This is a genomic window from Dietzia sp. CQ4 (genome assembly GCF_014145125.1).
Classification (GTDB): Bacteria; Actinomycetota; Actinomycetes; order Mycobacteriales; family Mycobacteriaceae; genus Dietzia; species Dietzia natronolimnaea.
Genome location: NZ_JAALDZ010000004.1, coordinates 1 through 11,662, shown reverse-complemented (window position 1 = coordinate 11,662; position 11,662 = coordinate 1). Strand labels below are relative to the sequence as shown.

The following is an 11,662-nucleotide window of genomic DNA, read 5'->3' as shown; positions in this document are numbered from 1 at the left end:
CGGACCCCTCGCCAGCCCAGGGCCCGGGCAGTTCGGCGGCCGTCACCGCGCACCTCCCGCCGCGGCGACGGCGCCGAGATCGGCGGAGAGGTCGGAACCCCGCACCCCGCGCGCCGGGTCGAAGACCGCGATCTCCCCGAGCGCGCCGACCACGGTGGACACGTGATCGGCCACCAACCGCGCACCGGTGTCGGGGTCGGCGCCGGTGGGGTCGCCGATCACCCCGGTGTCGGACAGGTCGTCGGCCAGCCAGCCGAACTTCACGGGGCCGGTGAAGCCGATGTGCTGACACCCCGCGAGCCCGGTCGGGACCCTGGCCTCGGCCGCGGACATGTCGACGAGGTCCGGGCGCAGGTGGAGCATCATCGACGTCTCGGCCCACCCGGCGTGGATCCCCATGCCGAGTTCGGTGGGGCCGGGGTTCGCCCGTCCGGCGTACAGGAAGGTCCGCAGGCCGCTGCGCCGACGCATTTCCCGCAGTGCGACTTCCAGCAGCGCGGAGTTGCCGCCGTGGCAGTTGACGAAGAGCACGCGGCCGAACCCGCTGGCACGCAGCGCCGATCCGAGCTCACGGACCTGTGACAGCAGGGTGTCCGCGGTGATCCACATCGCCCCGGGGAACGAGGAGTGCTCGTCGCTCTTGGTGTACCCGAGGGCGGGCATGAGCCAGGCGTCGACACCTGCTTCGACGCCCGCCACCGCGCGGGCGGCCACCTCCTCGGCCACGATCAGGTCGGTGGCCAGGGGCAGGTGGGGGCCGTGGGGTTCGATCGCGCCGGCGGGGATGACGGCGACGGGATCGCCCCGGCCCACCCGTGCGGCCTCGACGGTGCTCAGGTCCGCGTAGCGGCGTGCGGGCCCGATCATTCCTCCCACCGCCCGGGGTTGAGCAGGCCGTGGGGGTCGGTCCGGGCCGCCAGCGCCCGCACCTCCTCGGTTCCGTGATCGACCCGGTACTGGTGCGGGGAATGCACCCTCACGCCCAACTCCTCCAGGACCGGCACGCCCGCGTAGGCGGCCTCCGGGTCGGTGTAGTGCCCGTTGAGCATGCCGAACATGCGGCCGTGGCCGGCCTCGAGGTGCAGGGTCCCTCCCGGGTAGACGGCCTCGACCTCGTCCAGTCGCTCCACGAGCGCATCGCCCTGGCACTCCATGTGGAACCACGTGTCCGGTTCCGCCTTCTGCAACCAGTGGGTGGGGTGGTTGTAGGACAGGGTCGAGACCTTGATCGATTCGTTGACCCCTTTGCGCACCGCCTCCACCACTCCCCCGGCGCCGGTGACCAGGGCGCTCACCTCGTCGACGACCGAGGAGTCGACGATCGCGCGCAGACTCGCCCGGCCGGGTGGGATCGCCTCGTCGGGCGGCAGGCACCCGGCCACGTGGGCGCCATCGGCCGAGCAGAGCCGCGGCGCCGGGTCGAGTCGGTGGATGCGCGGGACCACGCCGAAGGCGTCGTGGTGATCATCGAAGCTGGCATAGACGCAGCGCCAGTCCTGCAGGGGTTCGATCCTCACCGTGGCGCGGACGATGATCCCCGCGACCCCGTAGGTGTGCACGAACGGCTGGGCGTCCTCACCGCTCAGGTGCACGATCTCGGCGTCGGGATGGGCGTAGACCACGTCGAGTGCCTCGACGAACCCCTCGTGGTTACGTCCGTGGACGATCGTTCCGGTTCCGGCGGACCCCCCGGCCAGGAATCCCCCCAGGGTGGACTGCACCGTCGAGGGGTACATCCACAGCTGCGAGCCGTCGCGTGCGAGACGCTTCTCCAGACTCATCATGCGTACGCCGGCCTCGGCGGTGACCGTCCCGGCCTCGGTGTCCACGTCGTCGATGCCCCTCAGGGCGGTCAGGTCCAGCACGAGCCCCCCGTGCAGTGGGACCACCTGCCCGTAGTTCCCGGTGCCCTTGCCCCGCGAGGTGATGGGGACCCCGCGCCGGACCGCGGCGCGGACGATCGCCGGGACCTGGTCGACGCTCGTCGGCCGGGCGACCACCTCGGGCCGGCCGATCGGCCACTGCGCACGCAGGATCGGACTGAGGTACGAGCCGTCCTGGGACGCCTTGTCGAGGCTGCGGTCGTCGGTGAGGACGAGGTCCGGTCCGAGCAGGTCGCTCAGATCCTCGACGAGTCCGGCCACGTCCGCGACCGTGGGAGCCGTCGGCGACGCCGTCTGGGTCTCGCTCACTGGGGTGCCTTCCTGTATCGGGTGTCGCTGGGTCGGGACGTCGCGGGAGGTGAGCCCGGGGTCAGTTCATCCCGATGGCCGGATCGATGAACCGGTTGGTCGCGATGGTCTCCGGTGCCACGTCCTCGGCGATCGCGACGTCGGCGGCCTCGTAGATGCCCGTGACCATTCCGACGATGTCGGCGAGGCGTTCCTCGTCGAAGTTGCCGACCGTCGAGTCGGGACCATTGCCGACGATCTCGCGGTCGAGCATGGCCTCGACGGCGAAGTCGGCCAGTTCGGCGCTGTAGACCCAGCCGGTGTTGAACTGCTCGACGGCGTCGACGATCACCGCGTTGGTGCGGTCCGGTTCGGCGAAGTACTCGACCTCGGCCTGCTGCAGGACCGGGACGAGCTTCTCCAGGCAGGCGGAGTTGTCCTCGAGCTCGGCCGAGCGCACCGCCATCATCGACTTGTAGATCGGGTATCCGGTGTCGTGGAGCAACTCGTAGGCCACGGGCTTACCCCACTCCGCGACCTCGTTCTCGTAGATGAACGGCTCGGCGCTGGCGTAGCCCTGTTGCGCGACCGACCCGCCCGCCGCCACGAAGTTTGACGGCGACCCGTCGTAGCTGCCGTCGACCTGCTCGGGGTCCAGGATGCCCTCGCCGGTGAGGTAGTCCATGTACGCGTTGCCCTCGAAGTACAGGACGCGCGTCCCCTCGTCCTTGAGGTCGGCGATCCGCGCCACGTCGGGGTAGGTCTCCGGGTCCCACATGATCATCTGCGGGTTGATGTCCAGCGGGGCGAACACCCCGACCGTCGGGTTGTTGAGGGAGTTCTGCACGGCCTGGTCCGAGTCGACGTACCCGAGCATGATGTCGGTGTCCTGGTACATCTGCGCGGTGACCTGCTGGAAGCCGATCGCCGGCCCGCCGGAACGGATCTCCACGTCCACGCCGGTGTATTCCCCCGAGGCGAACAGCGGACCCGAGACCGACTTGGCGCCGGCGTTGATCGTCGGATCCGGCCCCAGCAGCTCGTAGAGATGGCCGTGCTCGGCCTCCGGATTCCAGTCGGTCTGGACCACCACGGTGGCCGGGCAGCTCTCGCTCAGGTCCACTGACCCGATCTCCCCGCTGTACCCGGACGCGGCCTCGGCGGACCCGGAGTCGGAATCACCGCAGGCGGTCAGGGTGGCGGCTCCGAGGGTGCACAGGGCGGCCACGGAGAGCACTGTCCTGGTGGTGTGGGTGCGGCGCATGGCGGTCTCCTCCCGGGGGCCGATCAGGCCTCCCGTATTGACGTGATCAATATCTATAGTGAAGCGGTGCTTCGTTTCGGTTGTGTTGCCGGTCGGGCAGATGTGGGTTAAGGCCGCGTCGAGATTCTCGCCATCACCGCTGGTCGTCAGCGTTGTACCACCGGCCCACCACCTTGCGCGAGAGCAACCCGAAGGCCAGGAACACGGCCACACCGAGCAGCGAGGCGAGCAGGATCGAGGCGAACAGCTCCGGAGACTGCAACCGGGCGCGATAGGTGTCGATGAGGATGCCGATCCCGGGGTCCCCCTGCTTGAAGAAGAAGTCGCCGACGATCGCCCCCACCACCGACAGTCCGGCGGCCACCCTCAGTCCCTCGAACAGGGCGGGCAGCGCGGCCGGCGCCTCGAGTTTGCGCAGCACGGTCATCCGGCCGGCGTGGTGGAGCCGGAACAGCCGCCGCAGACCCGGGTCGACGGATTTGAGCCCGAACAGGGTGTTGGACACGATCGGGAACAGGGCGATCAGCACGCAGACGAACACCCGCGCGGTGAACCCGAACCCGAACCAGAAACCGATGAGTGGCACCAGCGCGAGGATCGGGATGCACTGCAGCACCACGGCGTACGGGAACAGCGAACGCTCCGCCCACGTCTCCTGGCTCATGACGATCGCCCACACCACCCCGATCACGAAGGCGATCGCCAGGCCCGTCAGCGCCACCACGGTCGTCCGCCCCAACGCCTCGAGCATGGCCTCGAGGTTGGGCCCCAGGAATCCATCGGTGATCACGACGTGCGGCGGGGGCAGCAGGAACCGGCGGGCGGGTTCGAGAACCACGTAGCTGACGAAGTACCACAGCCCCAGGAAGGCGGCCAGGACGACGAGCGGGCCGCCGATCCGTACGAGGGTCCCGTCCGCGGAGATCCGGCGCCGCCGCCCGGCCGCCGCCGAGGTGGGCGCGGTGACCGTTGTCGCGCCGACCGGTGCGGGGGCGTCGGACCCCGGGTCCGAGTCGGGGTCGGCCGAGGTGCTGTCCGCCGAGGTGCTGCCGGCAGCGGTGGTGGTGGTGGTAGTGGTGTTCATCAGTGCGCCTCCTCCAGGGCCTGGGAAACCTCGCCGACGAGGTTGATGTAGTCGGCCGAATACCGAACCTCGGGGTCGCGGGGGACGTCGAACGGGACGTCGACGGTGTGGACGATGCGGCCGGGACGCCCGGACATGACGACGACCCTGGTGGACAGGTACACGGCCTCCGCGACCGAGTGGGTGATGAACAGTCCGGCGAACCGCTTGGCCGCGAACAACCCCAGGAGTTCGTCACCGAGACGCTGCCGCGTGATCTCGTCGAGTGCCCCGAACGGCTCGTCGAACAGGAACAGTTCGGGCTCCAGCGTCAGCGACCGGGCCAGCGACACCCGCATCTTCATACCGCCGGACAGCTCGCGGGGCAGGGACTGTTCGAAGCCGGACAGCCCCACGAGGTCGATCGCCTCCTGCGCCCGCTGCCGCCGCTCGGCCTTGCCGATCCCGTCGAGCTCGGCCAGCATCTCGACGTTCTGGGCGACCGTGCGCCAGGGCAGCAGTGTGGCGTCCTGGAAGACGTACCCCACCCGGTCGGTGCCGGTCTGCATGTAGCCGTCGGTATGGGTCGCCAGGCCGGAGGCCAACCCGAGCAGCGTGGACTTGCCGCAGCCGGAGGGCCCCACCACGCTGACGAACTCTCCGGCCCCCACGCGGAGATCCACACCCTCGAGCGCGCGGGTGCCGTTGGGGTAGGTGACCCCGACATCGGAGAAGCCGAGTATCTCGGTACCCGGCCTGAGGACGGGGCGGGTTGGGGTCGTCATGGTGCCTCCTGGGGGTCGGGCGGGTGGGTCGAGGTCTGTGTGAGGATCGAGGTCTGTGTGAGGGTCGAGGTCTGTGTGAGGAAGGGGTCGACGACGACGGACGCCCTCGCGGACACCACGCGACCCGCGCGCAGCACGATCCGGTCCACCGGCGCGTCCGCGATCACGTCATCGAGCCCGCTCGCGCGCACGAGCAGCAGGTCCGCGCGACGACCGGGAACGGGGCCGGCGGCCGGGAGGCCCATCACCTCGCGCGCACCGTCGGTGACGAGGTGCCATGCGGTGTCCATGTCCAGGTGGGCGGCGATCACCAGCAACATCGCCGTCTCGATCGCGTCGGACCGGCCGACCGGGTTGAACGGGTCGCGCACGTTGTCCGCGCCCGCGCCGACGGTGACGCCGCCGTCCAGCAAGGCCCGCACGGGGGGCAGCCCGCGCGGCGTGGAGGTGCACTCCGCCCGCCCCTGGAGGTAGAGATTGGTGACGGGCAGCGTCACCACCCCGACATCCGCGCCGCTCAGTGCGGTGGCCGCGGCAGCCTGGCCGGAGGCGTCCATCGCACCGATCCGGCAGCAGTGGCCGGCCGTCCGGATTCGGCCCGGTTCCCAGGACGCGACCCGGTCGGTGAAGGCCGTGAGCATGCCGTGGTCGCCGTCGAGGAACTCGTCGACATGGAGGTCGACACCCACCCCGAGCTCTTCGGCCAGGTCGATCAGCCTGTGGGTCTCCGCGGCGGTGTCAGGGGCGATGTGCGGGGCACCGCCGATGAGGTCGGCACCGGCCGCGATCGCGTCGCGGGCCCGCTCGGCGGGGTCCTCGTCCCGGACCATCACGGCGATCTGCAGATCCAGGACGTCCGCGAGTTCGTCGCGCACCCGGACCAGGGCCCGGACCCCGCGCAGGGGGTCACCCTCGCTGTGCAGATCCACATGGGTGCGCACCGCCGTGGTGCCGCTGGCCACCAGTCGCCGCGCGGCCGCCAGCGCCCGTCCGTGGATCTCGTCCTCGTCGACGGTGACGGCGAAGGCCCGCCACGCGTCGATCGCCGCACCCAGATCGCAGCCCGGCGGGCGCGTCGCACCCCAGCTCAGGGCCTTGTCCAGATGGGCGTGAGGTTCGGCCGGCGCCGTCAGAGCCAGATAGCCGCGACCATCGACCACCGCCGATCCCGCCGGCCCCGGCCCCCCGGCCGGGTCGACTCCCGCGCCGCCGGCCTCGGTGACGGCCACGACCACCCCGCCCGCGATGTCCACGTCGACCACCCGACCGTCGAGCAGCCCCACCCCGACGATGCGGTCGACCTGCCTCACGGCCGTGTCGTCTGGCCGCGGGGCGGTGCCCTCACGCCCAGGGGTGGTGACGCCTGACTCCGGAGCCCCGTCACCACGCTGGCGGGTAAGTGTGTCCACTGACTGGGTTCTCCTGCTCTGCCGGACCGTCCCGGACCGGGTCGGTATGGTGCCCTTGCGCTTTCGACCAGGACGCGGGATATTGACCTCGTCAATACAGATCAGTGTCACGCGCGGGTGTTTCGCCCGGATTACCCCGCCGGATCTGATCTGTAACCGCTAACGAAGGATGGGAGACACCGGTGTCGGGGTTACGTGACGACGGGCTCGCACGCCTGGGTGCACGCATCCGGCACCACCGTCAGCAGCTCGGCCTGACCCTCGTGGAGGTGGCCGGTCACGCTGGCATCTCGCAACCGTTCCTCAGTCAGATCGAGCGCGGCAAGGCGGCCCCGAGCATGTCGACGCTCGAGGGGCTCGCCCACGCCTTGGGTACCACCCAGGCGCACCTGCTGGAAGCGGTCGACTCGGTCGACCCGACGTCCGGAGGCCCCGACGCGCCGGCGGGAGACCCGTCGACGGCAGGCGACTCGCCACCGGCGGCGGGCGGACGCGTGGACATTCGTCGCGCCTCCGAGGGCGCCGTCCTCACCCGCGCGGAAGGCACCGTCGGGGGGCACACCCGACTACTGCCGGGCGGGCCCAACGACACCCAGTTCCTCGAGTTCGTGGAGACCAATCACGTGCCGGGTCGATTCTTAGAACACCCGGGCCGCGAATGGGTGTACGTCACCAGGGGCACGGTTCTACTCGAGGTGGGCGAGTCAGTCAGTCGCCTGGAGGCGGGGGATGTCGCACGGTACGACGGCACCCTCCCTCACCGCTGGTACGTGCCCGAGGGCGGGCGGGCCTGCCTGATCGTGGCACGACCGGGCTGAGGCGCCCCGCACCTCGCCGACCTGGCGTGCCCTGAACGGTCCGAGCAGGGCACCCCAGGTTAGGTCTTCCCGATCCGCGCACCCGCACATCCACACCCACTCGGAGCCGAGGCGTCCGGCCTCCCGCTCCGCACCTCACTGACCTGCGATGCCCTGAACGCCGTGTGCAGGGCACACCAGGTCGGGCCAATGAAGTCGGCGCCCCCACACCGTGTCGTACCTCGAACATACGATCGAATCATGACCTCCACAGCGCGCCCCGTATCCGACGACGTCGACCCTCCCGAGGCGCTCATCCCGCCCGCCGGATTCACCACCTCGACGGGGCCGGCACTCCCCGTCCTGGTCCCCGAGGCGTTCGCCCGGTGGGACCCGGGTCAGCAACGCGGCTACCTCGCCCAGAGGACGATCTGCGCGGCCGAGGGTCGGACGCTCGCCTATGCCTATGACTGTGTCCGTTCCGCCACTGACCGTTTCGCCACCGAGAACGATCGCCACCGCGATCCGTGGGACGCCGCCGCCACGATGATCGGCGCCTCCATGGCTCTCTCACGCCACAGCGCGTCCCGCCTGGTGACCACAGCGGTCGAGCTGACCGAGCGGCTCCCACGGACGGCGGCGCTGCTGGCGACCGGATGGATAGGAATCCTCGCGGCGCACACCATCGCCGAGGAGACCGCCCTGGTGGCCGACCACCTCATGCCCGAACTCGATCGGCGGATCAGCGAAGGGTTGGCTCCGACCAGGCGCCGGACCCACCCGCCGAGGCTCGGTCCATTGCGCAAGATGCTCACCAAGACCGTCGCGGCCTGCGATCCACTCGGTGCCGATGCCCGCGCCCGGCAGGCGCGACGTGACCAGGACGTGGAGCTGGTACCCCTACGTGACGACCGGGCGATCATCACCGCCACGCTCACCGCCGAGGACGCCCTGGAGATCGCGGACCGTATCGAGGCCCTCGCCCGCACAGCCTCGGCCGATGATCCGCGTCCCCTCGGCCAGCTCCGCGCCGCCGGACTGCTCGCACTCAGCCGCGGCTGGTCCTGCCTCCCCGACCCACACGGAGAGCACCCCACCGATCCTGAAGCCCGCTCTGCGGCTCGCCGTGTCATCATCCACGCCTACGACGACGGCACCCCGGATCACCGCGGCATCACCCTCGCCGGCTACGGGCCGGTCACCGGGCACACCGCCGAGGAACTGCATCGCAACGCAAGTCGGAGGATCAACACGCTCACGGAACTCGCGGACCCGGACACCGCTGCCGCCCGGCGCCACACCCCCTCCGACGCCCTGGCCCGCTTCTGCCGGGGACGTGACGGTACGTGCGTCTTCCCCGGCTGCCAGACCTCAGCCGAGAAGTCCGACCTCGACCACATCGTCCCCTTCGACCACGACCATCCCGACCACGGCGGGCCCACGACGTGCGACGACCTCGGGACCCTGTGCCGCTTCCACCACCGACTCAAGACCGACGGGGTGTGGGCCTACTACCGCGACACCGACGGTTCGTACGTGTGGATCCACGGCCCCCATCACCCTGACAGGGACCCCGGAACCCGCATCACGACGTCCCCCACGGGGCCCCTCGCCGGCCACGCCGCACCCCGACACCCCGAGGCCAGCCGGCTTCAGCAGGAGGCAGCCGAAGCCGGTGAGACGGGCTCCGGTTCGGCCGAGTCGCGGAGGCGACCCCACCAGCGCCACCGTCGCGACCTCGAACGACGCACACTCCGTACACAGGCTCGACTCCGGCGCCAGGCCCCACCGGCCGGCTCGGCGCCTCAACAGGCGGCGTCATCTCCGGCGTCGGACGACGAGCCCCCGTTCTGATGGGAGGCGGGCGACTCTCGACGTCAGAAGCGCGAGCTCGTGGGATACCACCCGTCGGCGGCGTCGTGGGGACCGATGGACCGGACCTCGATGTGCTCGAAGGACGCGAAGTCGCCGGCGAGACGATCCCAGTTCTCGCGGGTGATCGCAGTGGTGATCGCCGAGGCGATCCGCCCGATCCCACCGTAGATACCGGAGAGCTGGTTCCCGGTCACACCCATGGACGCCCGCGCTCCGGTCGAGAAATGGTGCAGGCGGGAGAGCCACGGGGCGGTGCCCGGCTCACGCTCGGAGAACTCGAAACCCGGACCCAGGTACGGACTCCGTCCGGCCGGGTGGTCAACCGCGGGCGGGTGACGATCGGACCACAGCGCGATGTCGTCGACGAACTCGGCCAGCTCCGGGCGCATGCGAAGGTCCACCTGGTATCCGGTCGCGGCAAGCACCACATCAGCGTGGAACCGCCCCCTGGTGGTGTCGATCGCGATCTCCTGCCCACCGGTGTCGGTGTGGACCATCGAGACGGCGTTCCACCCGCAGCCGGTGTGGAGGGCGAAGCCGGAGTGGGTGAAGCACCGCCACACCGCGTGCTGCGTGGGCGGCTGCGGCAGACCGCCGGACATCACTCCGAAGTCCCACTTGCTCTGGTCATCCAGGTCGTAGAAGCGTTCCTGCATGCCCGGGAACTCCATCCACCGGAGCGGGTTGGAGGCCGGGACCGTCGCCCGTCGCACGAACACGTGCGCCCGGACGGCGCCGTGGTCCAGCGCGGTGGCCGCGTTGTCGAACCCGGAGGCGCCGCCACCCAGTACCGCCACCCGCCGCCCCCGCAACGCGGTGAAGTCGATCTGGTCCTCGGTGTGGAACCAGCGCTCGCGGGGCAGCGAGGAGGAGATGAACTCCGGCACGCGCACCCCGCCCCCGCCCGCGAGCCCGAGCGCGCAGACGATGCGCCTGGCGGTCAGCGTGGTCTCCTGTCCCTCCGGGCCGCGCAGTTCCACGGAGAACGACCCGTCCGGGGTGGCGGGGCGGTGGATCGCGGTCACCCGGGTCCGATGGTGGACGCGGACACCCGTGACCTCCCGGTACCAGCGCAGGTAGTCGTTCCAGTCCAGGCGGGGAATGAGTTCGACGGCGGCCCAGGCGGCCTCTCCGTAGACGGCCTCGAACCAGCGCCGGACGTGGAGGGACGGGACGTCGAATTCGATACCCCTCATGTGCTTGGGACTGCGCAGGGTGTGCATGCGGGCGTAGCGGTCCCAACAGCCCACCTCGTGCTCCGGACCGTCGTCCACCACCAGGACTCGGTCGATCCGCTGGCGCTGCAGTGCGAACGCCGTGCCCAGACCGGCCTGCCCGCCGCCGATCACCAGGACGTCGAGTTCGGTGGACCCGGGGACGCGGGGGATCCAGTCGCGGGCATGGCTGGTGGCGGAGATGTCCTCGTGCACACGGGCCCGGAGGGTCGCCAGTCGGACGTCCGCGTCGGGCAGGCGGCGGGAGGTCCGGGCCCCGGTCCCGGGTTCGGTGGTCCCGGAGTCGGTGGTCCCGGGTTCGGTGCTGACGGAGTCGGTGGTGACGGAGGTCATGGCGGTGGATCTCCCGGGCTCAGCGGGCCCGGGTCGATGTCGCGGGCCCACCCGGGTCCTGTGCCCGGGCGGACACCACGGCGATGCCTGACTGATGACTCGACCGCCGGACCGTGGGACCCGGCGGTCGGATCGGCGGGGCCGACCGCACCATCGTGGTGTCGAGGCCGAGTCTGGCAGCACGGCTTTTCGACCGTGTTACGAGTGCATGAGCCCGGTGTGCCGGGCTTGGGCGTGCCGGGCTCGGGCGACCCGTGCGGCGAACAGGTCGAGTGCCTCGGAACTCAGCCTGCCGTGAACGCGCAGACGGGCGATACCTCCGTCCGGGAACACGTCGAGTCGGACGAACCGCACCGGTTCCGCCGCACCCGACTCGTCTCCCGGCCGAGACCCCGACCCGGGTCCCACCAGGAATCGGTGTCGACAGTCCGGTTGCAGCGGCGTACGCGGGACGAGGTCCACCCACCGGTCGGGGTGTTCGAGGTCTTCCGCGCGAGCGATCCCACGAAGCGACGCCATCCCCGGGGCATTACCGATGTAGTAGGAGGTGTCGATCTCCACGTGGTCGACGGTCCCCTGACCGGCGAGGCCCACTGTGACGTGGTCGTTGCCCCCGTCGCGCCGCCGGGCGTTCTCCCAGCCTTCGCCCATGACGCGGGAGCGGCCTGGGGCGATGATGTTGGACGGCGAGGAGTAGAACAGGTCCGAGCAGTCGACCACCCGTCCCCCG

At 70.6% G+C, this 11,662-nt stretch carries 9 protein-coding genes and 1 pseudogene; 2 read left to right on the top strand and 8 right to left on the bottom strand.

The window, feature by feature from the left end; all coding sequences use genetic code 11:
- Positions 1-42: 42 nt before the first annotated feature.
- The 6 genes from G6031_RS00245 to G6031_RS00220 form a co-directional block, all read right to left on the bottom strand.
- Positions 43-867, bottom strand: a complete 825-nt coding sequence (locus G6031_RS00245; RefSeq protein ID WP_182652067.1) for a creatininase family protein — start codon at positions 865-867, stop codon at positions 43-45.
- On the bottom strand, positions 864-2,192 hold the full coding sequence (locus G6031_RS00240) for an FAD-binding protein (RefSeq protein WP_182652066.1): 1,329 nt from the start codon (positions 2,190-2,192) through the stop codon (positions 864-866). The genes G6031_RS00245 and G6031_RS00240 overlap by 4 nt, the downstream gene beginning before the upstream one ends.
- A gap of 61 nt (positions 2,193-2,253) precedes the next feature.
- On the bottom strand, positions 2,254-3,435 hold the full coding sequence (locus G6031_RS00235; RefSeq protein WP_182652065.1) for an ABC transporter substrate-binding protein: 1,182 nt from the start codon (positions 3,433-3,435) through the stop codon (positions 2,254-2,256).
- Positions 3,436-3,568: 133 nt separating this feature from the next.
- Positions 3,569-4,519 carry an ABC transporter permease gene (locus G6031_RS00230; protein ID WP_206682119.1) on the bottom strand — a complete coding sequence of 317 codons (951 nt, stop codon included), beginning with the start codon at positions 4,517-4,519 and terminating at the stop codon, positions 3,569-3,571.
- Positions 4,519-5,283: an ABC transporter ATP-binding protein gene (locus G6031_RS00225; RefSeq protein ID WP_182652064.1), complete on the bottom strand. Its 765-nt coding sequence runs from the start codon at positions 5,281-5,283 to the stop codon at positions 4,519-4,521. Before G6031_RS00225 ends, G6031_RS00230 begins: the two co-directional genes overlap by 1 nt.
- Positions 5,280-6,692: an amidohydrolase family protein gene (locus G6031_RS00220; protein ID WP_182652063.1), complete on the bottom strand. Its 1,413-nt coding sequence runs from the start codon at positions 6,690-6,692 to the stop codon at positions 5,280-5,282. Before G6031_RS00220 ends, G6031_RS00225 begins: the two co-directional genes overlap by 4 nt.
- A gap of 182 nt (positions 6,693-6,874) precedes the next feature.
- Between G6031_RS00220 and G6031_RS00215 the strand changes: the two genes are divergently transcribed.
- Both G6031_RS00215 and G6031_RS00210 read left to right on the top strand, forming a co-directional pair.
- Complete coding sequence (locus G6031_RS00215; protein ID WP_182652062.1) at positions 6,875-7,510, top strand: XRE family transcriptional regulator; 636 nt, start codon at positions 6,875-6,877, stop codon at positions 7,508-7,510.
- 240 nt (positions 7,511-7,750) lie between these two features.
- Positions 7,751-9,343 carry an HNH endonuclease signature motif containing protein gene (locus G6031_RS00210; protein WP_182652061.1) on the top strand — a complete coding sequence of 531 codons (1,593 nt, stop codon included), beginning with the start codon at positions 7,751-7,753 and terminating at the stop codon, positions 9,341-9,343.
- Positions 9,344-9,366: 23 nt separating this feature from the next.
- Here G6031_RS00210 and G6031_RS00205 read toward each other — a convergent pair whose 3' ends face one another.
- On the bottom strand, positions 9,367-10,932 hold the full coding sequence (locus G6031_RS00205; RefSeq protein WP_182652060.1) for an NAD(P)/FAD-dependent oxidoreductase: 1,566 nt from the start codon (positions 10,930-10,932) through the stop codon (positions 9,367-9,369).
- Positions 10,933-11,130: 198 nt separating this feature from the next.
- Positions 11,131-11,662 (bottom strand): annotated as a pseudogene (locus tag G6031_RS00200) (allantoicase); the annotation flags it as partial.

Coding starts and splice junctions, on each gene's coding strand:
- G6031_RS00245 (WP_182652067.1), bottom strand. CDS start 867: ATGATCGGGCCCGCACGCCGCTACGCGGACCTGAGCACCGTCGAGGCC.
- G6031_RS00225 (WP_182652064.1), bottom strand. CDS start 5,283: ATGACGACCCCAACCCGCCCCGTCCTCAGGCCGGGTACCGAGATACTC.
- G6031_RS00210 (WP_182652061.1), top strand. CDS start 7,751: ATGACCTCCACAGCGCGCCCCGTATCCGACGACGTCGACCCTCCCGAG.
- G6031_RS00230 (WP_206682119.1), bottom strand. CDS start 4,519: ATGAACACCACTACCACCACCACCACCGCTGCCGGCAGCACCTCGGCG.
- G6031_RS00205 (WP_182652060.1), bottom strand. CDS start 10,932: ATGACCTCCGTCACCACCGACTCCGTCAGCACCGAACCCGGGACCACC.
- G6031_RS00235 (WP_182652065.1), bottom strand. CDS start 3,435: ATGCGCCGCACCCACACCACCAGGACAGTGCTCTCCGTGGCCGCCCTG.